The sequence below is a fragment of the Pseudoalteromonas holothuriae genome, from assembly GCF_945859825.1.
Lineage (GTDB): Bacteria > Pseudomonadota > Gammaproteobacteria > Enterobacterales > Alteromonadaceae > Pseudoalteromonas > Pseudoalteromonas holothuriae.
The window spans coordinates 41,369-66,875 of record NZ_CAMAPC010000005.1; the positions used below are offsets into that span (position 1 = coordinate 41,369).

The 25,507-nt window shown below is 40.4% G+C and carries 22 protein-coding genes; 1 reads left to right on the forward strand and 21 read right to left on the reverse strand.

What is annotated here, in order from left to right; genetic code table 11:
* Window positions 1-200: 200 nt before the first annotated feature.
* From OCI93_RS08125 to prlC, 20 genes are all read right to left on the reverse strand, one after another.
* Entirely contained in the window at window positions 201-764 is a 564-nt protein-coding gene (locus OCI93_RS08125) for a hypothetical protein (protein ID WP_261592104.1), read from the reverse strand.
* 131 nt (window positions 765-895) lie between these two features.
* Entirely contained in the window at window positions 896-1,645 is a 750-nt protein-coding gene (locus tag OCI93_RS08130) for an N-acetyltransferase (protein WP_261626183.1), read from the reverse strand.
* 354 nt (window positions 1,646-1,999) lie between these two features.
* Window positions 2,000-2,230: a hypothetical protein gene (locus OCI93_RS08135; RefSeq protein ID WP_261592102.1), complete on the reverse strand. Its 231-nt coding sequence runs from the start codon at window positions 2,228-2,230 to the stop codon at window positions 2,000-2,002.
* 110 nt (window positions 2,231-2,340) lie between these two features.
* A complete protein-coding gene (locus OCI93_RS08140; protein ID WP_261592101.1) occupies window positions 2,341-3,258 on the reverse strand; it encodes an HNH endonuclease in 918 nt (305 codons plus the stop codon).
* 240 nt (window positions 3,259-3,498) lie between these two features.
* The gene (locus OCI93_RS08145) at window positions 3,499-4,851 is read right to left on the reverse strand and encodes a hypothetical protein (protein ID WP_261592100.1); all 1,353 of its coding nucleotides are present in this window, start codon (window positions 4,849-4,851) and stop codon (window positions 3,499-3,501) included.
* A gap of 129 nt (window positions 4,852-4,980) precedes the next feature.
* Window positions 4,981-6,279 (reverse strand): hypothetical protein, encoded by a 1,299-nt coding sequence (locus OCI93_RS08150; RefSeq protein ID WP_261592099.1) that lies wholly within the window; start codon window positions 6,277-6,279, stop codon window positions 4,981-4,983.
* A 249-nt stretch (window positions 6,280-6,528) separates the two neighbouring features.
* On the reverse strand, window positions 6,529-6,867 hold the full coding sequence (locus OCI93_RS08155) for a tyrosine-type recombinase/integrase (RefSeq protein WP_261592098.1): 339 nt from the start codon (window positions 6,865-6,867) through the stop codon (window positions 6,529-6,531).
* A 66-nt stretch (window positions 6,868-6,933) separates the two neighbouring features.
* The gene (locus OCI93_RS08160; RefSeq protein ID WP_261592097.1) at window positions 6,934-7,302 is read right to left on the reverse strand and encodes an eCIS core domain-containing protein; all 369 of its coding nucleotides are present in this window, start codon (window positions 7,300-7,302) and stop codon (window positions 6,934-6,936) included.
* Window positions 7,303-7,523: 221 nt separating this feature from the next.
* Window positions 7,524-8,009 (reverse strand): hypothetical protein, encoded by a 486-nt coding sequence (locus OCI93_RS08165; RefSeq protein WP_261592096.1) that lies wholly within the window; start codon window positions 8,007-8,009, stop codon window positions 7,524-7,526.
* Between the two features lie 10 nt (window positions 8,010-8,019).
* Window positions 8,020-8,520, reverse strand: coding sequence for a hypothetical protein (locus OCI93_RS08170; protein ID WP_261592095.1), 501 nt, complete (start codon window positions 8,518-8,520; stop codon window positions 8,020-8,022).
* A gap of 93 nt (window positions 8,521-8,613) precedes the next feature.
* Window positions 8,614-11,337, reverse strand: coding sequence for an autotransporter outer membrane beta-barrel domain-containing protein (locus tag OCI93_RS08175; protein WP_261592094.1), 2,724 nt, complete (start codon window positions 11,335-11,337; stop codon window positions 8,614-8,616).
* A gap of 86 nt (window positions 11,338-11,423) precedes the next feature.
* A complete protein-coding gene (locus OCI93_RS08180) occupies window positions 11,424-12,062 on the reverse strand; it encodes a DUF4255 domain-containing protein (RefSeq protein ID WP_261592093.1) in 639 nt (212 codons plus the stop codon).
* A complete protein-coding gene (locus OCI93_RS08185) occupies window positions 12,040-14,019 on the reverse strand; it encodes an ATP-binding protein (protein WP_261626184.1) in 1,980 nt (659 codons plus the stop codon). The genes OCI93_RS08180 and OCI93_RS08185 overlap by 23 nt, the downstream gene beginning before the upstream one ends.
* 3 nt (window positions 14,020-14,022) lie before the next feature.
* Complete coding sequence (locus tag OCI93_RS08190; protein WP_261592091.1) at window positions 14,023-14,451, reverse strand: glycoside hydrolase family protein; 429 nt, start codon at window positions 14,449-14,451, stop codon at window positions 14,023-14,025.
* Between the two features lie 2 nt (window positions 14,452-14,453).
* Window positions 14,454-14,969 carry a UpxY family transcription antiterminator gene (locus OCI93_RS08195; protein WP_261592090.1) on the reverse strand — a complete coding sequence of 172 codons (516 nt, stop codon included), beginning with the start codon at window positions 14,967-14,969 and terminating at the stop codon, window positions 14,454-14,456.
* A gap of 132 nt (window positions 14,970-15,101) precedes the next feature.
* The gene (locus OCI93_RS08200; RefSeq protein WP_261592089.1) at window positions 15,102-15,668 is read right to left on the reverse strand and encodes an RNA polymerase sigma factor; all 567 of its coding nucleotides are present in this window, start codon (window positions 15,666-15,668) and stop codon (window positions 15,102-15,104) included.
* A 391-nt stretch (window positions 15,669-16,059) separates the two neighbouring features.
* Window positions 16,060-17,985 carry a methyl-accepting chemotaxis protein gene (locus OCI93_RS08205; protein ID WP_261592088.1) on the reverse strand — a complete coding sequence of 642 codons (1,926 nt, stop codon included), beginning with the start codon at window positions 17,983-17,985 and terminating at the stop codon, window positions 16,060-16,062.
* A 141-nt stretch (window positions 17,986-18,126) separates the two neighbouring features.
* Window positions 18,127-18,897 carry a class I SAM-dependent methyltransferase gene (locus tag OCI93_RS08210; RefSeq protein WP_261592087.1) on the reverse strand — a complete coding sequence of 257 codons (771 nt, stop codon included), beginning with the start codon at window positions 18,895-18,897 and terminating at the stop codon, window positions 18,127-18,129.
* Window positions 18,898-19,047: 150 nt separating this feature from the next.
* Window positions 19,048-20,196, reverse strand: a complete 1,149-nt coding sequence (locus OCI93_RS08215) for a response regulator (RefSeq protein WP_261592086.1) — start codon at window positions 20,194-20,196, stop codon at window positions 19,048-19,050.
* Between the two features lie 123 nt (window positions 20,197-20,319).
* Window positions 20,320-22,365, reverse strand: a complete 2,046-nt coding sequence (gene prlC, locus OCI93_RS08220; RefSeq protein ID WP_261592085.1) for an oligopeptidase A — start codon at window positions 22,363-22,365, stop codon at window positions 20,320-20,322.
* Window positions 22,366-22,509: 144 nt separating this feature from the next.
* Here prlC and gorA point away from each other — a divergent pair, with 144 nt between their 5' ends.
* Window positions 22,510-23,868, forward strand: coding sequence for a glutathione-disulfide reductase (gene gorA / locus OCI93_RS08225; protein ID WP_261592084.1), 1,359 nt, complete (start codon window positions 22,510-22,512; stop codon window positions 23,866-23,868).
* Between the two features lie 459 nt (window positions 23,869-24,327).
* Here the strand turns inward: gorA and OCI93_RS08230 are convergent, their stop codons facing one another.
* Entirely contained in the window at window positions 24,328-25,203 is an 876-nt protein-coding gene (locus OCI93_RS08230) for a discoidin domain-containing protein (protein ID WP_261592083.1), read from the reverse strand.
* Between the last annotated feature and the right edge of the window lie 304 nt (window positions 25,204-25,507).

Consider the following 25,507-nt stretch of genomic DNA (forward strand, 5'->3'; position numbering starts at 1 on the left):
GTGATACCCGACAGCCGATTGTGTGGAGCTATTATAAGTAAGTGCGTTCTATAAGACTAAATTTTGCACAGTCAATCTTCAGAGGTTAGGTATTGTCATTTGCTATTATTCCGCTGGTTGAAAATCCCCTCAACAACAATGGAGAGCTGGTTAATTCACCCCAAAACTTTAACGCAAACTTTTTGGCAGAACTCACAAAGTTAGCTTTTTAGAACGCGCTCAAGGTATGCCTCTCCTTCTTTTTTATCATAAGCCGCCCCCATAGTAATTGCGTGTTCATAAGACTCCTTAAACTCTAACTTTTGGGCGCCTGTTTGCGTCCACATCCATTCATAGCCAAATTCAACACCTGGCCATATAACGCAATCTAAGTCTGTTTTTGTGCCTTTTTTAGCAGAATTTACCGCTCTTGCTTGCTCGTTTAAAGCAAACACAAGTACAGACACACGTTCAGGAAATGCAATATTTTCATCAGAGTCAGACGCCTCTTCTTGGTTTTCTAGCGCCTTAGCTTTCACTTGCTGAGAAGCCCACTCAAGGGCTGATCTGTAATCTATTGTTGTGTGAAACCTATCTGGATACCCCTTTTTATCCACAATAACAGCCGGTTTTTTTTGAAATGCGACCCCAGTTTCAACCGTTGTGCCATGATATATCACAGTTCCTTTAGGGATCACTTCTTCTGCTGCTCGCTCTGGTGGTACAAATCTTTGAATAGCAAAATTATTAGTGTGTTCTCTTTGTTTAAGCCTTTGCTGATACATACCTCACCCATATTTTTTGACTATAAAGCTCACGATTAAGCACGTAAATGTTGTGCTTAAATAAAGCCGTAACTCATTATCGTTATCCAAAAATATCGCAACCTGCATGTGCTATTACCACTATCACTCAGTTACGTATCTTCACCTTGATAAATCCACCCAAGTTCATGTAAATATCGAGCTGTACTAACAAGAAGGTCATCCGTGTTGGTAATATATGCCCCGGCATATCGCTGCAAATCGTTAGAAAGTTGCGGGTGACCAGACTCTTCATTTGCAGCTCTATTTTTTTGATACTCACCTTGTAATGCGAAGGTTGAGGGCGTATAGCTATCTGGGTGCTGTTTTCTGCCGCCAATTTCTCTAAGTAGATTTACGCGGTTTTTGTAGTCACCAATTTGAAAGCCAAACTTTTCATAAAATGCCCCATTATTCCCTTCGCCTGTCGCGGTGAGCGAAACTTGCAATTTAGGTTTTTCTTTGGCCCATCTAGCTGCTACATTAAGGCCAATTACACCCAAGCCTTTGGCATTTTGGGAACTCGATATTTGCCCGATATAAGCTTGCTCACCTTGTTCACCCATCTGAACCATAGTGGTATATACTGAGCCTTCTTTATTTGTGTCTTGCCCACTTGAGACTGCTTTTCCTTTGTAGGTATCACCTGACTCAATTGTTTTTAAAACTATCGCCTTACCTTTAGAGTCAACCATAGGCATTGCCCATTCTGCTCCTTCCATCACTCGTTGTATTACCGACGAACAAGTTTTCTCAGTGATGGTACCTAAAGACGTATGGCCTTTTACACTTTTATCTGGGTTATAGTAGCCAGATTGACTATCTGTGGTATTTTTGCTGATTTTTTGCTCTTGTGCATACATAATAAAAAACCTACGCGATTTGATTAATTAAATTTACTTGATTTAAATCTTAGAACTGAGGCTGCAATGGACTGAATTTGCTTGCTAAAAAGTGACTTTTCAACAGCTACATAAAAGTGCACCAAGAGGTGGTATTGCCAAGTTAATGCAAACAAACCAAGACAGCCATATTTAAATTATAAAGTGAACAAAATACATAAACTTTTGCCTTTGACATTTGTACGTCAAAAGCGCTTCTTCACATTATTTTTTGCTTGTATCAGAGTTATTTAGGCTTAATTACAAAGTATCAGGCGCAACTCCGCCTACTTCGTCAGCATAATAATGGTTTTCTGCTTGAGGTTATCGGATAGCTTAGCCGAACAACTGCTTACAATGAACGATGCTTGCCCGCCGCTTTACTTCTAAATGTGCGTAGTAGCCATTAAGTTGATTGGGCCACCCTACTTCGCCTTTAAATACTTTGGTAAATTGTGTAGCGAGTTTTAGCCAGTTTTCAGGTGCAATGTTTAATCGCTCTAAGATAGGCAGAGTATGTTGCTCTATGTATCCGCGTTTATGAAAAGCGTAATCATCAAGGTTCAATGAACTGACACCTGATGAAGTTTACTTCGGTAAACAAAGATACGTGGCATGACTAGATCAATCACTTAAGAACGTTGTTGATATGGCCAACCAATGGGGTCTACTTCTGATTACCAAATATAAACTCCACCATTGTGACCATGCTTTGCATGCACTTCCATGTCAACTAGTACCATATCATATTGATTTGGGAGATGATGCCAAGTCCAAGTCCCAACTCGATTTGGTTTTGTGCCGTGATTAATGTAATAAAGCATATCAGCCATAGCAAAATGTTGATCTCGATTTTCTTTATCGAACTTTTGTCCAGCACGAGGGCAAGCAACTGTTTTCTTTTTATGAGGATCATAAATCGTCTGATTAATCTTTCCATTAGTCATCATTAATGCCAAGTTCACAAAAGAGTTAGGTTTGTTATTCTTTTTGACGCTCGACTCTCCCAACCCTCTATCAAAATCGATGCTAGCGTCAGGTTTGTCCTTTTTAAACAACATTTTTTTGTACTTACCATAGTTCTTTGGTCCAGAAAAACCTGGGTTTCGTTTTTGCTGTATCACAACTTGACTCCCATCCAATTCATTAGGATCACTGTGCATTTCATAGCCATGATCATGCGAACCTGAATCAACAAATGAATCTATAAACTCCGATTTTGTGGTCACTCCCATTGCCATGTATTCATTGAATATTTCCACCACTTCATCACCGCCATAGGACTCTAAGCCAACATAGGAACCTAAAATATTTTTAAAAGCAGAAAAGGCGTCATAGTGTGTTCCACCAAGCTTGAACTTTCTCCATACATCATCAAGCTCCCAATCTAAATAAGGACCATCCCCAGCTTTGATTAAGAACACGCCCCAATCTTTCGAGCTTTCAGCATAACCAACTAACTCTCCTATGGGTTTTCTCGCTCTTTGTATCACAGAACGGGCTTTTCCCTGTTTAGGTATAAATTGGAAATTTGTATTTTTATTGAAATCGGAATGAGTGATTGCACTCTCCCGCTCATCTTTATATGCATACATATTTAACGGCCTTTTGGGTAGGATGAAGTCTGAACATTCGTTTTTGGAAGATTTGGGGTTACATTGCTTGAGGGTCTGCTTCGGGGTCAAAGTTAATGCCATTAGGTGATCAAAGCTGGGGAGAATATGCAGTTTAATGGCTTTTAGGTTTTGTTATGGGCTTCGACATCATTGATCTTTGGCCACGAACAACAGACATCGTTGGCATCATTCTAGTTTTGCGTTTCAACATATCTTTTACTATTTACTAAATTCAAATTTCAAACTCAGTTTTGGTTTTTCCCCATAAGCCGTTATCGTATGAAGTTGAAATAAATCATAGCCTCGAGCACTATTGATTTCATTATAACTAGATAGAAGATTTTTCATTGCTTTCCCATTTGGTGATTTGAGTATTGTTGCATATCCATCATCTCCCTTCGTGAGTTGTTTTTTCCTCTCATCCCCCATAGCATATTCCATGGAAAGTATTGTAGGTTGATTGTCTATATGATTTTGGTAGATAACACTTGGAAATTTATCTGGTAGATCGAAAGCAGTCCCATTGTGCTTCCCTAATGACCGCAACCACTGTGAAAATATTGCATCCGTAGCATAAAAGTTCTTCCATGATGCCCGATAAAATTCAAGAATTACAATAGCTTCTTTTTTATATATATTATTGAAACTCGTTTTATCATTAGCACCTTCCGGAACTTTCCCTCCACCTGCAAACTCCTGCCACCCGTCTTTACCTTCCATCCTTTTCCTATCATCTTGAGTAACATCTGGGGACCCTATATCACTCACTTCAACCCACCCCTGAAGATCAACAATTCGTGATTCATCATCTTTCAGAGCATCGGTGGTAATTTCTCTATCTATTTTTTCGACACCAGAATCTATTTTATTTTTCCTTCCTCCTTTTAATACAATTTTCCTATCATTATCGTAATTATTCATTCGTGCTGTTAGTTTTATGGTGGGCTCAAATCTTTTCAATCCGATCTTTGTTTGTTCAACCAACTGAAACCCATCACTACCAATTAACCACCGGAATATTCCATTAAAACGTTTAAACCTAGAAGTATTCCATCCACCATTTTTTTCCTCTTCTGCGAGCTGGATTACCTCTTTACATTGGCGAGTTTTTTCATCAACTATTGGCTCCAACCATTCCCACCTATTCTGAAAATATTTAATATTAGTAGGCAATCCAGAAGGAAGAATATCTAATATTTCACGAATGGTTTTACTTGAAGCATTAAACTCTTCTTCTTTTGAGCTTAATTCATCCTTAATTGAATCAATTTCTTTCAATTCCAACTCATTTAATGGACGCCTTTGAATTGGTTTGTGTGTTATAGCTACCCCATGCAATAGTCTCGGTGTAACAGGGACTTGTGGCTTATCCGAAAATTGATATGATTGCTTCAGATTACTTTTTAGCTGAGTATCAGAATTTGTAACTTCTTGCAGCTTTCTTTGCGCTATAGCGTCAGCTCGATTATCCACAAACCCAAAACCTTGCTTCACGTCAGTTTTTTTTTGCGCAACAGAATTAGCAACCGCTCTATTTTTATTCTCTTTTGGCTTCTCTACTTGTTCATACATATCTCAAACCTTTTTAAACTGGACTTTACCCATTGTTATAGGCCTTCTTTCATTGCCTATAACAATTAGGCTAAAAGACGTTTTCAATGGCTTTTAGGTTTTGTTATGGGCTTTATCATCATAATTAAATTACGCTCGCCATCCAACTGCCCCATTGTCAGGAAAATGTTGTGGCGCTGCCCAGTTCGCAATATTTGCATTAAACACAAATTGCCTGTTTGGAGGGTTTACTGTTGTGGAAGAGTTCTTAATCTCACCCATTGATTGCAGTTGACGGGATTCAAAAACTGGTTCAGGAACACCATTAAGTGGAAAAGCAGGATTAACGACTGTTGCGCTTGGATTTGCCAGTTCATCAGGATTTACCCGCAGCCCTCTGCCAATTTGTTCAGGATTAGCCAACACAATTTTGTACCTATCGAAAAATTCCACCAATCCATCTATGTCATTTGATTGATTATGGTTAAGACTTCCTACGCTGTTATAAACACCTCTATTGATCGAAACTGGTAACATGTTAATACTTGCTCCAACAGGAGCATTTAGATTATTATCATTTATAAATCTGGCAATGGCTCTATTGGCATTGGTGATTTCGCGTTTTTTAACGCCTATAGCAGCTCCAGTAAGTCCCGCGAGTTGCTGTATCTTATTCTTTAAATCTGTAATCAAAGGTCGTAATCCTGCGACTGTAGCAGTGTAGGCTGTTTGAATATGTTCTATTGATGACTTTTGCGAAATAAGAAAAGCCTCATGAGAAAGAAAGCCAGTAGCAAACCCTTGTGCTCCAGCAGGAGCAAAGGCACCACCTATAAAGCCAGTCGTCAACCGATCCCTCAGCTGGGGTAATTTCATTTGAGGACCATGCCTTGCTACAGAATGTCCTTGGCGGTTTGTCTCACTTTGTTGTACTAAAGTAGCAATAACCGCATTAGCATTTATTGGACTTGGCAGCTGTCCCAATTCTGTTGTGAAGAAGCTTAAAAAAGGTGATATGGCTCTGACCAATACTTTGATCTCATCAATAGAAGCAAAAGTAATTTCAGGATAAGCACCATCATTGATCACATTATATGTTGACACCTCTCTAGGAGTAAAACCCCATTTTTTTTGAGGATTTACTCCTGTATCATAGAGTTCTCCGCCTTCTCGAATACGCAATTGTATGGGGTTATCCTTAACCTTTTCGGCTCTTTGGATGGGGTCTTGCTTTTTTGATGTATAATTGTTGTCTATATATTTAAGTTGAGTAGCTTGCTTAACTAGCTGATAACCATTTGTCATCTTTTGCAATGTTCTTTGCGCAACAGCTTCAGGTCGATTATCCACAAACCCAAAACCTTGCTTCTCATCACTTTTCTTCTGAGCAACTGAATTTGCTACCACCCTACTTTTATTCTCTTTTGATTTCTCTACCTGTGCATACATATCTCAAACCTTTTAAATTTGTTTTCAGTGGTTGTTATAGGCTTTCTTCATTGCCTATAACAACCCCAGATACACCACACCGTGTGTGGATGTGGCGTTTATTCTGACTATCTCATTATCATTTCTGGACTTTTAACACCTATTTTGGCTGTTAAAAGTCCAATTTTTTAAACTTCATCTACTTCCCATTAGCGGTGGCTCTTTAATACCCGCATGGGCTGTTAAAGCGCCGCTCTTTTGGTCATCTATTCACAACCCGTCAATCTCATCCAGCGGTGAACTTATCCCCTCAAAACCTTTCGTGGTTATGTGCGTATAAATTTCGGTCGTTTTAGAGCTAGAATGCCCTAGCAATGCTTGGATACATCTCAAGTCGGTACCTCTTTCTAATAGGTGTGTAGCGAATGAATGCCGCAAAGTATGCAGCGATGCTTTTTTGTGGATTTTTGAACTCTGTAATGCTCGATAAAAAATTTTTCTTAGGCTGGTAGCTGAGTATTTACCGCCTTCAGCACCTTCAAATAAATAATGCTTAGGCCGATAAACACGGTAATAGTCTCGTAATAATTCAAAGAAAAAAGGGGTCAAGTCACTTGCTTCATAATACTTAACTTAAAACAAAGCTTGTCAATTGGGCATGATGCTCTAACTTAATTACATACTCTCTGCTCTTGCCCCTATCACATCGGCTTCATGTTCTAATTTTGGATCATCATTCACCGCTTGCCCTGCAAACTGGGTAGTGGCTTGTACGCGGCCTTGCATTTGCTGGCCAATGTGAGCAAGCTCGTGGCCTAGGTGGCGGTCTTGCCCTGGGCTGATGTGTACTTCGCTGCCTTGAGCATAGGCGTGGGCGTTAAGTTGCGCAGGCTTAGATGAGTTGGTATGCACGTTTACGTGGCTTAAATCGACGCCCATCATGCTGCCTACGTTATCTTTTAAGCGTGCTTCTCGGCTCATGGCTTGGCGTTGCACGGGGAGCGTGTCGTGTTCTTGCTGCTTTTGATTAAGTGACTGGTACATTTTGATTCCTTGGAAAAGTGATGGCAAAGGTGAATGCCATTCGCTTAATAGATTCTGAGCTTCGTCAGGATGACAAAATAGCGTCTATTTGTAGTGGCAAAGTAAATTTGTGTGCTTTCGTCATTCTGAACTTGTTTCAGAATCTCGTTGCATTGAGGCATTCGCAGTTCTGTTAAAAATGCAATTTGGGTGTAGCACTAATAAGTAAAAAATATGCGCTGTTAACGCATTTTAATAATGTAACGAATGGGTTGAATGGGGTTATCAACCAACGGCGCTAGGTTAGGTGTGCCGTTTAGGCCATCGCAGACTAAAAAGCCGTCGGGTATTTGTGCGCCGCAATAAAGTAAAATACTGCCATTAGGCAAGCTGGCTGATTGCGTATTGGCATAAACCGAGCTCTGGCTCGGCGGTGCACTATAAACTTGGCTTGTTGGTGTTGTGGCACTTGATGAAGGGGCACCCAGTAGCTGCCCCTCAACAATTAAATCCCCTTGAATACACACACTTTGTTGAAAAACCGTGTTGGCTTGATGGTGTTCTGGCAGTGAAAAAGTGAGTATTTGCCCCGCTGCAGACGACTGCTTGGTAATGCCATCATCGCTTTGAATTAGCGCTGCATCTAAAAACTCGGCAAACTGCGCCTGAGTGGGTTTAGCCCCAGTGATAAAGTAGCGCTTTAGTCGTTCACGTAGTGTGGTAAACATGGGTTATTCGTTATGCCAACAGCGTACGTTCATTCCATACGCCACCCGATAGCTGGCAAATAATATGCTCAATAACTATACCTGCTCCATCAAAGCGCTTAACAACCACAACCGCATCTTCAGAGATAAGCTTCAGATCACCTTGCTCGATCACCAGCGTACCGGCTTGATCTTTAACTTGGTATATACCTTGCTGTTCTCCCTCTTGGATAAGAATACGATCATCCACAACAACGTCTGTAATTGAATGGTTACTCAGTGTCATGATAGTGTTGTCTTCAGTGTCTGGCGTAAAATTGCTCAACTTAGCTTGTACTCGTCCCTTATAACCAAGCACATTGGCAATATCTTCAATGCGATGTAGGTCTGTGCTTTGTGTATCTAAATGGTGTTTCATATCTGTGCGTACCTTATAGATAGCACTGTTTAACTGGTTAATATTTTGCGTTTGATTGCTATCTCGCGCACTGAGTTCTTCGAGCTTTTGGATCACGTTAACGAAGTTATTCATAGGATTTTCCTTTGGTAGGTTTAAAGTTGAAGTGGCAAGCACAGTAAAGCTGCACAACGCTTGCTATTGGTGAAATGAACGTTTGTTAGTCTTTTAAGCAGTTGGAATATTGACGACTTGCATGATATTGCCTTGTTCAAGGTAACTTAATCTAAATGAATTTGGATGTACATTTAGTAAAATATGATTTTGATCCGCCATTGCAAACAATAGATCATGATTTATTTCAAATGGCTGCCCATTGTTATAGCTGGCCAGAAGTGTGTTATTTACAATATCGATTACCGTAAAGTAGTGCTGATAATTTTGCCCAACTAAGGTTGAAAACCAAATACCTACTAAACGATCTTTTACGATGTAGAAGTCATGAATAGAGAGAGTATCCGATATACCTGATATTGAAAAATCAGTTTTAACGTTTTCATTTTGCGATAAAAAGAAACTATCTTTGTTGCCGTTTGTCCATGAGATCTGCCCCTCCCCTCCTTCTAAATAAAAAATTTGAGAATTTAGATAAGTTTTATTAAACATACCGTTATAAGTTGTCGCTAGATTAGTCACTACACCAGATGTAAAAGCAGTATTATCAAGGTCATAAACATCATTTTCTGTCAGCACTCTCACTACACTGCCATCGCCAACAAAAAGTGCCGTTACCTGTGCATTTACTGAGTGGGATGCAAATTCTCCCTGTGTGTTCATACGTAATATAAGCGACTCTACTGGTGCAGCACCAATCACTTCAATATGTACGTATAGGTAATCAATATCATGATAGAACGCTTTTATTTGATGCTCTTTGTCTACATACGCTGATTCAAAAAAGAATGCTTCTTGTTCTAAATCCAATGTGCCATCAATGGCAGAGCTTTCCTGTCGATAAAAATTAAGCCTTGCACCGGTCACTTCAATCGCATACAGGCTGTTATTAAAACTATATAGATAAACATCATTTGGTCTTGGAAGTGCCAGTAAACCTGATTGGCCAAAAGCAAGGTCCCACCGCCCAAGCCTTTCTCTGATGATATGTTTACCCGAGCTATGCACCACGGTGTAGTATTGATAATCAAGAAATTGCGCTGTGCCGTATTGACCCATGTGAGAAACAGGCGTTAAATCTTTAAAACCATATTTATCCAGAAAATCAAAAGGCACTTCCATTTCGCGCAAGTGTGCTTTTAATGAACGCGCAAACCATGCATCAAAGTCCCAGTTTTGACCTGTTTCTGCGAACAAGCTAGCAGCCATTTGGCCCATAAAGATTTTCGACGCATCCAAGTTGCTTAGTCCACTGCCATTACCAATAAAACTGCCCGCTTGAATACTTGAGTTAACAACCGTGTCTCCCTGCGTAAAATCTAGTTGCGAAGGCAAACGTGTAATATCTAAACGACCACTAGTCATATTATCGGCGTTAAGATCCGTTAATCCTGTGCCATTGCCCGAAAACGTTTTGTTTTCAATGGTGCTCGCAATTTGATCACTGGCGATTTCACCTTGTAGGCTGCTCGCGTTAATGGCGGTGTTTTGTACTACTCCTTCAACCCAATTTTCATCGCCTTTAATCGTTAAGCCATCAAAAACGATACCGTCTCCAGGCTGGTAGTTAATAACATCATTGCGCTTTCGCCATGTTAAACGCACTTGCGTATCAACTGTACTTACCTCACTCACAGTCCAAATTGTGTATTCTAAGTGGCCGCCCTTTAACACTTCAACGGATATGCCAGCAGATAGCTCTTGCTCAGGAGTGTTATCAAAATCCTCTGCCAATAACCATTCTTGATCTGCTTGTGCTACCCAAACTTTGTTTTCTGAAAGCTCAGTTTGAGCACTAAATAACACCCTATCGCCAGTTTGAATAAGATAGCCATTAACAGGCCCTGTTGGTACACCAACGTTCAAATCATAGTTGTCAGTAAACACTGTCGCGACTTCTTTTTTAAACTTGATGCCCGCTTGAAGCAATGCTAATTCGCTATCAACATAGTTTTTATTCACCTCCAACGCAGTTTTTAAATCTCCCGCAGAGATCATGCTGTTAGTGGCGCCAATTGCTAATTCGTTGCTATTGGCAAACTTTGCTATCCCCTCAGTAGATTGGTTGGCTTTACTCAACAGTGTTTTACTCACCTGACCGCTTTTTAAGTTACTGGCATTGAGGTCAGAAATTTGTGAGCCATTGCCCGACAAATGACCTGTGATGTTTGTCGCACTAATTGAGGTCGTTTTGCCCTCGCGCACAAGGTTAATGTCATCCGACAGTCGTGCGTTGTCTATAGTGCCTGAACTGATGTTATCTGCATTTAAGTCACTCACCTGAGCGCCATTGCCCGACAAGTTGCCTGAGATGTTTGTCGCACTAATTGAAGTCATTTTACCGTCGCGCACAAGGTTAATGTCATCCGACAGTCGTGCGTTATCCAAGGTGCCTGAAGTAATGTTATCTGCATTTAAGTCACTCACCTGAGCGCCATTGCCCGACAAATGACCTGAGATGTTTGTCGCACTGATTGAGGTCGTTTTGCCGTCGCGCACAAGGTTAATGTCATCCGCCAGTCGTGCGTTGTCTATAGTGCCTGTGATGAGCTGACCTGCGTCTAAATTGCTCAATGCATTGCCATCACCTACAAAAGCTTTAGCCGTCACTTTAGAATCTGCGCCGTTTTGTGTTAAATCTACCTGCTCTGGCAGGCGCTCATTATCAATTTGGTCAGTGGTTGCAGCATCAACAAGTGTGCCAAATTCTTCTTGGGTGGGTATATCACCACGTTGAAAATAGCTTTTTATTTCAGCATTACGATCTGAAGTACTCATAATTGTCCTTTGTAATCTGTAGATAAATATTGGTATCAGCTAGGGAACAAATCCCCATAAAAGCCGAATAAAAAATGACGTGATATTTAGCTGGGTTTATTATCAAGCTTGTTGTTCATTTCTTTGATAATAGGTAGCTGAACAGGCTCAAATACTGGCATAGGCAAAGAGAGTGAGTAGATAAGTGTGGGTTTGGGCGTGCTACCCAGTGCTTGCCATACTTGGCCTGTTACCTTTTCACTTTGCTCATTACCAAACAACTGACTGCGAACACCATATGGCGATATATCTATTTGCAGTGCTTGTAATAATTCATTGGGTAAAAAATCATAGCGACCCAGCCCTGCTATTAAGTAACTTAAAATCATATGCTCAATTTCAGCACTTTTTTCTTCATCCTTGCTCCAAACAGTCAGCATATAAGTTAAAGAAATAAACTTCGGCTCAATAAAACGCGTACGGTGGGTTTGCGTAAAGTTCATTTGTGTTCGGGGAGGCTCACTTTGCCGCCTTTGAATATCTTCGGTTATGCCTATTAAATAACAATTTATGGCAGGGGTATTGGTGACTACTTTGTCAAAAAATGCTTTGTCAGGGGCTTGAAAGCTCAATGAAATTGCAGAGTTACTATTGGCTTGTACATCTGTGCTATCAAATACTAAAGCTTGCTCAGTAATAAAGGCTTTAAGTGCTTGCTGCACTTTAAATATCAGCGTGGGGTCCATGTTTATCTCCATTGAGCCAATGCGTGAGAGACTGCTGGGCCATAAAGCCTGCATGTTGTTTAGAAAGCTCTCGGTGTATTGCGTTTGCAATGTCATTACGACTAATTTGCGGCTTATTGCGCATCAAGCTTTGTAACAAAGCGACCTCGCAAATATTGATAATTTGCGCCGCACTGAGTTCAAAAAGCGTGGCCAGCTTTATAATACCTTGTTGCAAATTTGCATCTGCATTATTGTTTAAATGCCGAGTCCAAATTTGCACTCGCTCTTGCTCTGTTGGCAAGGTAAACTCAATCACACCATGAAAGCGCCTTAAAAAAGCCTCATCCAAATTGCTTTTAAAGTTAGTGCTGAGCAGTAATAATCCACTGTAATGTTCCATTCTTTGTAGTAGATAACTCACGCCCATGTTGGCATTTTTATCGTGGCTTGACTCCACCTCACTACGTTTGGCAAAAATGGCGTCGGCTTCATCAAACATCAGTACCGCATTGTTACGCTCAGCTGAGTCGAATAATTTGGCGAGGTGCTTTTCAGTCTCACCAATCCATTTGCTGGCTATATTTGCCAGATTGACCATGTACAGCGGTAATTTTAGCTCTCCAGCAATCGCCTCTGCGGCCATCGACTTGCCTGTTCCTGGTTTACCCCAAAACAGCGCTTTGCAGCCTTGATTAAAACGCGGTAATCGTGCTTGCAATGCAGTTTGTAAATTAATTCTCGCTATCAACTCTTTTAATTCAATCGCTACTTTGTCTTGTAGCATCATATCTTTTAAGGTGTACCGAGCCTGGCATAGCTTAGCCAGCTCATCGCAATGTTGGCTTTGTGCGTCAAAGCACAGGCTCTGTAGTATCTGCCAGTAGTCGTTAGCATTTTGCTGCTTGGCTTTATCGGCTAAACGCTTCATCAAAGGTAACTCAACGGGGTATTTAGCTGCTAACTGGTTGGCTTGGCTTTTATCTTGCTCTGTCATGTCATTATTGGGGCAAAGTGATAACCACGCCAAAGCTCGCTGCGTTAAACTTGGCTCAATAATTTGCTCTACATAAACGTAATTAAAAAAAACGTCCAGTACCGGCTCCTTGGTATTTGTAACCAGCGTAATAGCACCGCATGAAGACAACAATCGTTTGAGTTTTTTAAGCCATGGTGTAGGTAATGCCGATAAGTTTGCCCAATATAACAGTAATGGTTTACCACCACTGATTAACTGCAAACAGGCTATCTCCGCGATAATATGATTAGCATCAACATGCTCTAACTGTTCCCCTGAATATAAAGCTGCCATGCTATTGGTTTTTTCGGCACTTTGTTCAACGTACCATGGAGGAATATTGTCATCGGTGCCTTTTAATACCACCACACTGTGATCACTGGCTGTAATTGTTGGGTAGCCGCATACGTCAAATACTGGGTCTGTAAATGGTTTTACTAGAGTAAAATAGTTTAACCCTTCACTATTATTTTGACCCAACTGAAAATAGTGTTGTAAAAAAGGTGCAAGGTAAACACATCGCTGCAATGCTGGAACATCATTTTGTAGCAGCAGTAAACCCCATTCAAATAAAGGTGAATTGAGATTAATTTGCTTCATTGTTTGTTGTTTATTGAGCGTCGTATCAACCAATGTCAACAATTTATCTAGGCTCAACATAGGCCCTTGCTCAAACCAGCTTAGCCCTAAAAATGGTGCAATCACATCGGGGTCTTGCTCTTGTAAATAAACCAAAGCCAACATTTTAATTTCGCTTGATGAGAGCAAAAACAAGCGCTTAACTATCATAAAGCGCTCGCTAGAAACAAGCTCACCAAGAGCTTGTTGTAGCTGTGAAAATGGCTCAGATAAATCTGACTCTTGAGATTTTAACACGCAGGCAAACTCATAGAGCTTGCACGCAGCGTCGCGCTCCAGCATACTTTGTTGGCTATCTTTAATGGTCTCATTGCTAGACATAACTCAGCCCTCGACCATTTTACGAGCGAGATCTTGTGCGCGCTGACCCACTTGCCTAGCCCACCGAGAGTCAAGCATCTCATCAGCTGCTTTTTGATAATCTTGACGCTCTAATGCCGCTATCATATTTTTAAACTTACACAACCCTGCCACACCTAAGTTAAAGGCCATATCAAGCAAAACCAGCTTTCTGGGCTCATTAATTATTGTAAATATCGCAATTCGACTATTTACTTGCGCAAGGGTCTCTGCGATATCGTTATTAAGCAAATAATGTGCTTCCTCTAACGAAATACCTTTATCTATTAAGTTGCGACCAATGCCTATGGTAAGCTTGCCTTGAGTGCACTTGTAGGCCGTTAAAGATAACCCTTCATAACGAAGCAGCTGCTCTTTTAGCTCTTGTAACCCTTGCTCTGTTACTGTCTGCATTATCAACCCTCCGTTACTGGCTTGAGTAATTCAATGGGTAATGTTAAAACCATACTTTGCTCTAACCCTTCTACCTCAACAGCCACTAACTTCTGACTACGGCGCTCAACTAATGTGCCTTGATACCCTTTTAAGCTGCCACTAATAATTTCAACAGCTGCACCTTTAACTAAGCGTTTAGTAAGTACATCCACAATATGACCATGTAAGACACAGCGCTTTATTTTTTCGATTTCTTTGGGTGAAATAACCGCTGGAGCATTATTAAACTTAATATAGGATACAAATCCAGCAAATCGTTTTAACTGCTGAAACTCATTTCCATCAATATAAACAAACACATAAGACTTAAATAATGGTGTAGTAACGACTTTTACACGATCGCTCCACTGTTTCGTTTTCTCTATTGCTGGTAAAAATGCCTCACAGCCACTTTGTAGTTTATTTACCTGCTCTGCTAATTTTTTTTCGCAATTGGCTTTGGTGTAAACCACAAACCACTGTCTTTGATTAATCATTTGAATGCTCCAGACAAGCTCCGCCACATCGCTCCCATATGGGGGATGTGGCGAGTTTCGATTAAATTGGGGCGCGATACTTACGCCTTTGTTACATCGATAACGAACTAGCGGGATATTTGTGAATGAATTTTATGAAAACTGCAGCGCACTAAGCTGCTTTCTTGCAAGCTGTACACGTTTGCGTGCATTTTCTGGTGTGATCTGTAGCTGTTCAGCGATCTCTGAGTATTCCATTTCATAAATAAATTTATACTGGATAGCCTGTTTAAGGTCGGTTGGTAGGCCATTAATCGCTTGTGTTAATTGGTGAAATAAATAACTGCGTTCATAGTCACTTTCTAATGTACGAGAGTGGTTTTCAGTAAAATAAAATTGTGAAGGGTTAGTACTGACTATGCCAACTAAATCGCTTTCTTTGCTATTAGAACGATGAATATCCATACACACATTGTGTGCAATACGGCATAACCAAGCGAACATATTCTCAATATTTGATATATTTTTACTATAAGCATTTAGTGCTTTTTCACGAGTTTGCGCCATTGCATCCTCAATTTTATCACTATCATTATGCAACCACTTATAACAGCACGATAACACTCGCTCATTATATTCAGCCCAAACTCCCCAAAACTCTACATGAGGATTGGTGCTACTTTGCGCACCTAAATAAGAATTCCTTGATACTAACATCATCTCTCCGCTTTAAATTGAATTTACGAAGCGATGACGTAGCAACTTTAATTTTGTGAATTAAATTAACAAAATTAAAACCTAAAAATAACCTAAAGCAGCACTTTATGGTTACTTTATAAATTTACTAATGTTCACTATTCCTAGTTAAGAATGACCTTATTATTAATTCAGGTACGCTGTCTATTACATTGCATTACAGCAAACCCTTTATACTGATTAGGTAGCCATTCTTAATTGCGACAACTCCATTTATCGAGAAAAATCATTGATTAGAATATATTGCGTTGCAATATATTTTTAATATCGAGGTGAAAAAAACAGGCGCTAAAAAGCGACTAGCAAGTAAATACTTACTAGTCGAGAGTTTGAAATGTATTGTTATATTTTAAGATTAAGAAAGACCTAAACTGTGCTTAATTTGCTGCATTTGTTCTTGTAAGCGCGCTTGAATATCACACACTTGCTGACTTGAACTATTCACTTGAGCTTTCATTTGGTCCATTTCTTCACTGAAATTATCTAACAAGCCACTTTGCTGTTGTGCAACTTCCATAGCATGAGAAGCGACTTGGTTCGCATTTTGCGCGCTTTGCGCAACCCCTTCAGAGTTTTTCTTTAACTCTTGTGCGTGGTGAGTTTGTAGCTCAGCATCATCAGCCAATGCCGATATTTGGGTTGATACTTTACTTGAGTTATCTCCTAAAACATTAAGCTGAGTATTAATATCTGCCAGTGAATCTTGCGTTTGTTGGGCAAGTTTACGCACTTCATCAGCAACCACAGCAAACCCACGGCCATGCTCACCTGCACGCGCCGATTCTATGGCCGCATTAAGCGCTAATAAGTTGGTTTGCTCTGCGATAGTACGGATGATCTCAATCACTTTGCCCACATCAGCAACACCATTAAGTAATTCATTTAAGCTTGCAAGCCCCTCTTCCACACGGCGTTGGTTTTTGGAACTGGCGTTTAACATCGCATCGGCAAAGTTGACACTTTGACTCATTGCACTAAATGTTTGATTAGCATTGTTAGATACTTGGCTATTAATGTCGCTGGCTTCAGTACCTAGGTTTTTAACTTGCTCTAGCATCGTTTGTGTTTGTTCAACACGCGCATAAGTAGTATCTGATTGACTGCCAATTTTAGCAAGGTGAACACTCATTTGTTGCATAAAGTCATTGATCACCTTAAGCATTTGTTCACGCTCTTGGGCTTCAATGCGTTGCCTTTCAATCAACTGATTAAAGTAAGTAGCAATTTCACCAAGTTCAGTATTGGGGTTTTTACTTTGAATATTTTTTAAATCGTTGCTTTCAATTAAATACGCAAACCCATCACGCAGATGACGTAAGGGCTGTAGCACTTGATTGCGCATAACAAAATACATAGCCGCAGCGAGTAAAAATAATATGCCGATAGCAATGCCAAAAATAATTAGTACACGCTCAGAAAGTGTATCTTGCTGGGCTTTAAGTTGCTGCTCAGCATTAAGCATCACTTCAGATACTTCTTTAATATCGGCACGTAAATTACGAATGCCTGATTGGCGTTTTTTAGCTTGTGTGAGTGTAGCACGCAAATCTCGCTCAAAGCGATTTGGCCAACTGCCTAACTCCGCTTTTATTTCCTCTGCTAAGTCTTCGGCTTCAGCACCAAAAAATAACTCATCTTCATCTACCTCAGACATCACGCCTAAATTGTTTAAATCATCAATTTGGTTAGATAACTGCTGTAAGCGAAATACACTTTGCTGAAGGTTTTTTTCTGTCGCGCTATCAAAGCTCATTACTAGCTGATAAGTATAAATACTGAGGTTACTTACTTGTGCATAGTAGTCAGAGGCCAATTCAATATATTGCGGTGCAAGTTGGTGATCTGAGGCTTTTAAAGTGTAATTAACAAGTGATGAAGCGGAGCCTGACATTTGCCTGAGAGCATTATCCAACAGGGCCATTTCGTTACCCGATAACTTGCCCAATGCTCGGTATTTACCATTTATATCACTATCGAGTTGATCTAGTTGCATTTGCATACGCTCACTCAGCGTACTGGGCAATGCTATTAAATGTTGCTGTTTAATTTTTTTAATCAGTTCTGAAGACTGATTAAGGTACTGCCCATCTCCCGTACCGAGATAATCTTCAATACTGCCTTCAAGGTCAATTAAAATGGTATTTTTAAGCTGAGTGTATGCCATATTTTGGCTATCAAGGGCACTTAACACTTGAGAGGCCCACACAAGTACGGCGGCTAAAAAAACACTGGCTGATGCCAATAAAATTGCCAATAACCGAGTAAACGATGAAACACGCATAAGCACAACCCTATAATATTTAAGCGCGCATAGAGTATTAACCTTTTATGACAATTTAATGTAATTTACCCATAATAAGAACGTACAACTTTAAAACCATACTTTAAGCGTATGTTATTCATCCACCAAACATCTACACTGCTATTTCATTGCTGCTTTAACATACACATCGAATCGATTTTTCTTGGTTGTTATCTGCATACTTGGTGCTTTATTGTTTAAAAAAGGTGCATAGTCAGGTCGCTTAACAACAGCGCGTTTACTGGCTAATTGATAAGCAAAATCAAGTAAATTATCAGCGTCATTATCAGCACCAACCAAATCTTGAAAAACACGCATCTCTTTTTTTACTAAGGCTGACTTTTCTCGGTGAGGAAACATTGGGTCAAGATAAACAACATCAGGTTGTAATGTCGTATTGATGAGCAAGTCATGGCTTGAGCCAAACTCCATTTGCATATTGTTTTGCATCCAATCGCCAATTTCAGCATCTTGATAAGCACGTTGCAGGCCATCATATAATAATGCGGCCACCACAGGGTGGCGCTCATGCAATGTAACTTTGCAACCCAGTGCAGCCAGTACAAATGCATCTCGGCCAAGTCCAGCAGTCGCGTCTAGCACGTGAGGCGTCGCGCCTTTATTTAATCCAACAGCTTTTGCTATTGCTTGACCTTTTCCTCCGCCAAATTTACGTCTATGCGCAGCTGCACCAGTTACAAAATCAACCAGTACAGCACCTAATTTAGGCTCATCCGCTTTAACTAACTGCAAACCAAGTTCATTATAAATGAGTTTAAAGGTAGGATGAGTCAGGTTATTAGACAGTGATGCCCACTGTGCTAGTGCGAAGCGCTGCTCTAGTTCGTCTAAATAAGGACGGTTTTCAACAAATTGGGTATGAATAAGCACTGCAAAACTCCTGTGTTCATGCCCAGCTATTATACCTAAAGCACACCATGCTAAATAGCTTTCTATGACATAAAGTTTTACAGCGAAAAGAATACCATGTAGTTAATGAACCATTTAGCTCATTAGAATGATCAATGTTTTAATAACGTCTTAAAACAGCTCTATATCAGTCTGAGAAGCCACTTCATCCTCACCCCACGGTTTAGCAATTTTATTTAAGCTTTCAATTAACTCAAAGCGTACCACCGTGATGCCATTTAGCTTTTCTTTAATTACAGTGAGCTCGCCATCTAAAAATTCAAAGTGCCCATGCAACTTCTCAATTTGGGCCGCTTGTTCAGGACTTAGCTGGCTTTTCATTTTATGCGACAGCGCTAAAAACTCAGCTACTTTAAGCGCATGCTGCTCATCAACACTATGTAATTGCTCGCTTAACTCTTCAAACGCTAAACCAATTTTTTCCACTTTATTGAGTGCATCTTCACTCACTTCCATATCTTTAATTTTGGCATTGGTGGCTTCTAAAATGTGGGGTAGTAAATCTTTATAACGGCCATATAGTCCAGGGTCGTCAATTGGCATATTTTTTACCAACAACGATACTTTAGGGTAATTAATAATGGTGCGCTGACCAAAATCAACAAACCGGTTGCTATCTCGGTGCTTTTCTAATAACTCCTGTTCAATAGGTTGAATTGTGCCATTATGAGAGAAAAACACCTCACTATCGTGATACCAAAACACCACTGCCACACTTAAATTCAACGGTACAAAAAATTCAAAAAAGTATTCGCTCAACGAGGTTAAGTCATGTGCGTGGTATGATTGACCGACATAACGCATAATTCGCCCCATATCACCTGAGTCTGTCATCGCAATTTCAGCGGTTACTTGAGCCCGCTCCATATCTTGCTTTAGTTGCTGTGATTGCTGGCGATAGGTATCAAGTACTTCAATACGCGCAAGCAGTTCAGGGCTTTCAAAGGGTTTAACTATATAATCTGCCGCCCCTGAATTATAACCACGCATTCGCTCACAGAGGCTACCTTTAGAAGATAGAAACATCACCGGTATATTTGCCGTTTGCTCAATCGTCTTCATTTTTTCACACACTTCAAAGCCATTCATACCCGGCATTTCTACATCAAGCAAAATAATATCAGGCTGGTACTTTTGTGCTAAACGTATTCCTTCTTCCCCACTTTTTGCATGAAGTAATCGACATGACGACGCCAAAGCTTCTTCAATTATGCAGTGTGCTAACTTGTCATCGTCAATTGCCAATACTAATTTGCTCATATAGCTACCCTAATTCACCTTATCCTTTTAAAAAGCATAGACCTAGATAGTGAATTTGCGAACGTCTAAACAACAAAGGCACTGAATAAGTGCCCTTGGAGATATTTATGCTCAGATAAATAGCTAAGCGGCGGCGTTAATGCCGCTATGCCTTAGCAATGCATCTACTTTTGGCTCTCGACCTCTAAAGCGAGTAAACAACACCATAGGGGCTTCTGAGCCACCTTTTTCAAGGATATTTTCCATAAACGCTCGACCTGTTTGCTCATTAAAAATACCGTCTTCTTCAAACTTAGAAAACGCATCTGCTGATAAAACCTCAGCCCATTTATACGAGTAATAACCCGCACTGTAACCGCCAGCAAAAATATGACTAAAGCCATGCTGAAAACGATTAAACTTAGGCGCTTGAATAACCGCTGTTTTTGCCCGAACAGCATCTAATGTTGATTGGATATTGCACCCTTCATCACCTTGGTAATCGGCATGAATATGGAAATCAAATAGGCTAAATTCAATCTGACGTAGCATGTGCATAGCCGATTGATAGTTTTTAGCCGCTAGCAACTTATCTAATAACGCTTTAGGCAATGGTTCACCAGTTTCATAGTGACCAGAGATAAAGCCGAGCGCTTCTTCTTCATAACACCAGTTTTCTAAAAATTGACTTGGTAGCTCAACGGCATCCCACGCAACACCATTAATACCTGCCACTGGTGCTGCATCAACCTGCGTCAGCATATGGTGAATACCATGTCCAAACTCATGGAATAAAGTCGTTACTTCATTGTGAGTAAATAACGCAGGTTTATCGCCTACCGCTTTATTAAAATTACATACCAAATAAGCCACTGGTATTTGTAATTGACCGTTAGCACGAACCTTACGGTCCATGCAGTCATCCATCCACGCACCACCACGCTTATTTTCACGTGCGTATAAATCTAAATAAAACTGTCCTCTAAGCTGACCTTTTTGATCATGAATTGCAAAAAAGCGAACATCAGCATGATAAGTGTCAAAGTCTTTTAATTCTGTAACCGAGATACCAAATAAGCGCTCAACCGTTTTAAATAAACCAGTGAGTACTGTGTTTGCAGGGAAATAAGGCCGTAGTTGTTCATCCGAAATAGCATACTTTGCTTGCTTGAGTTTTTCGCCATAGTAACCGTAATCCCAAGCTTCTAACGCATCAATGTTATGCTGCTGTTTAGCAAACTCAACTAACTCAGCAAGTTCAGCTTGCGCTTGTGGCTTTGACTTTTCAGCTAAATCATTTAAAAACGCAAATACTTGCTCTGGTGACTCAGCCATTTTGGTTGCCAATGATTTATGTGCGTAACTATCAAAACCAAGTAACTGAGCTAGTTCATGGCGCAGTGCCAGCGCTTCGGTCATAACTTGAGAGTTATCAAATTCATTGGCATTGGGACCTTGATCTGATGCCCTGGTCACAAACGCACGGTACGCTTCTTCACGTAGCTGGCGATTATCTGCATAAGTCATCACAGGTAAATATGAAGGAACATCTAGAGTAAATATCCATCCATCTAAACTTTTCGACTCGGCTGTGTGCTTTGCCAGTGCCAGTGCAGACTCAGGTAAACCAGTTAACTGAGACTCATCAGTAATATGTTTTTGCCATGCTTGAGTTGCATCCATCACATTATTACCAAATTTAGCCGAAAGCTCAGATAAACGCGCAGTGATCTCGCCGTAACGCTTTTGGTTGCCTTGGCTTAATGCTATGCCCGACAAAGTAAAGTCACGTAGCTCATTCTCTATGGTTGTTTTCTGCGCGGTTGTTAGTTGAGCAAACTCATCCGATTCTTTAATTGATTTATAAGCTTCATACAAACCTTGATGCTGACCAACATACGTAGAGTATTCAGACATAAGAGGTAGGCATTCATCATACGCTTTGCGTAATGCTTCACTATTTACAACTGAGTGCATATGAGAAACAGGCGAGAACATTCTTGATAATTTATCGTCCGCTTCTTCAAGCGGTAGCACCAAGTTTTGCCAAGTGAACGACTTATTCTTAAGCACTTTATCAATGGTTTCACGACAATGCGCAATAGCTTCTTTTAATGCTGGCACAATATGCTGTGGCTGAATTGCAGAAAACGGTGGTAGGCCTTCTAGCCCAATTAATGGGTTGCTCATAGTTTTTCTCTATATCGTTATTTAGGCTTATTGAGTTGAAATTGGGGCAAACGCCGCAATTACAAGTTAGACTGTTATTTTTTCCTACGTATCATGGTCTACATGTGCAAGCGTAGTATATTTTTCAAGAATTAAGAGGAAGTTATGGCTCAACATTTTGATTATATTGCCATTGGTGGCGGTAGTGGCGGAATTGCATCCGCAAATAGAGCAGCCATGCGTGGTGCTAAAGTTGCTTTAATTGAAGCAAAACATATGGGCGGCACCTGCGTAAATGTAGGATGTGTGCCTAAAAAAGTAATGTGGCATGGCGCTCAAGTTGCAGAAGCAATAAAACTATATGCACCAGATTATGGGTTTAATGTTGAGCTAAAAAACTTTGACTGGACAAAACTGGTTGAAAGCCGTGAAGCCTACATTGGCCGTATTCACAAAGGCTATGACAGCTACCTTGCAAAAAATGGTGTAACTGTAGTCAATGGCTTTGCTAAATTTGTTGATAACCATACTATCGAAGTAAATGGAGAGCATTACACCGCAGATCATATTAGTATTGCCGTAGGTGGACGCCCGTCTATTCCTAATATTCCCGGTGCCGAGTATGGCATAGACTCCAATGGCTTTTTTGAGCTTAAGCAACAACCACGCCGTGTGGCTGTGATTGGTGCAGGCTATATTGCGGTAGAACTTGCAGGGGTGCTCAACAGCCTAGGTACTGAAACCCACTTATTTGTTCGTAAACATGCCCCACTTCGCAGTTTTGACCCTATCTTGGTCGAAACGCTCACCGAGGTAATGGAAAAAGAAGGCCCAACTCTGCATACACATGCAGTACCAAAAGAGCTAATCAAAGAAGAAGATGGCTCAGTAACACTGCATTTAGAAAATGGCCAAACTCACACCGTTGATCAAGTTATTTGGGCCATTGGTCGCGAGCCAGTAACTGACTTAATAAATCTAGCGGCAACTGATGTGCAAACCAACGAGCGCGGTTTTATTAAAGTGGATGAATACCAAAACACTTCAGTAAAAGGCATTTATGCCCTTGGCGACATTATGGAAGGCGGCATTGAGCTTACCCCTGTTGCCGTAAAAGCAGGCCGTATGCTCGCCGAGCGCTTATTCAACCCAGAACTACCCGATGCTAAAATGGATTATAACTTAGTGCCCACCGTAGTATTTAGTCACCCTCCCATTGGCACCATTGGTCTGACAGAGCAACAAGCCATTGAGCAATATGGTGAAGACAATATTAAGGTCTATACCTCTACCTTTGCTGCCATGTACACCGCAGTTACTCAACACCGCCAACCATGCAAAATGAAGTTAGTGTGTGCTGGCCCTGACGAAAAAGTGGTAGGCCTACACGGCATTGGCTTTGCCGTTGATGAAATGATCCAAGGTTTTGCCGTTGCGATGAAAATGGGCGCAACCAAGGCTGACTTTGATTCCGTTGTGGCAATACACCCAACGGGGTCAGAAGAGTTTGTTACCATGAGGTAAGGCTATGATTTAAAAGTAAAAACCATAACGCGAGCCTCAAAACACTCGCGTTTTTTATCGAATTAGCAGCAAATTTCGTAGGTTGGATAAGTGACTAAGCCATGCCATCCGACATTTATAAACATCATCGCAAGAAAGAACACCCCAACTTTCCAATGCCTTTAAAATTAAGGTAGGTAATATAAATACCAACAAAAGACAGAAGGTTTTATAATTCGCTCAAATAACATTTCAGAGTGTTCCAATACTAATTTTTCTTTCAAAAATATAAGCGTGCCAAGAAGTATTCTAAATAACCTCTGTGGGGAGTGTTGATATATAAATTCGAAAAATTAAATATTTAAAGGCATACGGGTAAAGTCTTTCCATACTTGCATTTCAATCGATACTCGAACATTCAGCCCAACCACAGCTATTAGAATCAGTGCTAAAAATAACTGAAGTTGGGCAAAAATTAGGTTATTTGAACAATTCAACCTCACCGATTCCAATTCCTACAACAGAGCTAACGCTCGCAGCGACAAAGTCAAACTTGTAATCTATGTAACTACCACGTTTATTTACATCAATAATGTAGTCAATAGCCATTTGACCACACGCTACTGTGTTGAAGTTTTCAAATTGATCCGTATCCACGGTATCGATAACCTGCCAGTTACTACCATCGTTGCTAGCAGACAAAGTCCAAGTCCCTGGGGTATATGCAGGTGTTTTGCAGTAAGCACGCGATAATCGATAACTTTTCAAAACTGTAGGCTGTTGGGTACTAAAGCGTAACCAAGGGTTGGCTTCTGTATGTTTAGAGTACCAAGAAACCTCATTTGTACCGGTCTTTCCATCAAAGGCAGCGCTGGCAGGGTGACCTGAGTCATATATTGTACTTGCAACAGCACTGCTAATATTTACACCAACCGCTATCGTACCTGGTCCTTCTGAGATAGGTGGTTGCCCCATAGTTAATGAGAAATCTCCTGAGCCGCCATTATTGTTATACCAAGTCCCCTGATATGCGCCATCGCCAATATACTGGCCTCTGTAGGCATAGGTCGCATCGCCTCGAAACTGGGTGAAAGTAATAATAGGTGTTGAATATTGCACTGTATCAACCGTGCCAGACAAAATATTACCCATCATAGTGGCGCTAGACGGTTCAGTTTGGCTGTTGAGAATAAAATGTCCTTGATGAATTCGAGCGTCGAGCGATTCTGAGGTGCCTATCACTTCACCGTTAAGATGCAAATCAGTAGTCAAAGACCAAACTTCATCAGCGGCAAGCGCGTTAGTGGTTAGAAAAAGACTGGAAAAAAGTGTAGCCAATTTAATTGCTTTATTCATGATATGTTTCCTTAAGCTTCGTCAATATATGATGGACAAATAACAAGATGCTTCCGTTTCCAAAATGGAGGCAATGTATAACATCATAAAAAAGTGCTATTGGTCAAGAAAAGCAACAGGTAAATGACTTAGTTACCAAGCAAAAAATTTCCGTATATCATTATTCTACATGAGTCATTTTTTACATAGTTAATGAGTAAGTTAGCTCGCTAGAATCATCAATGTTTTAATAAAATTGGCATTACATATTTATCTATCTAACTGTAATAATATACTTTAATCGTTATGATGAGGCATCTATCTC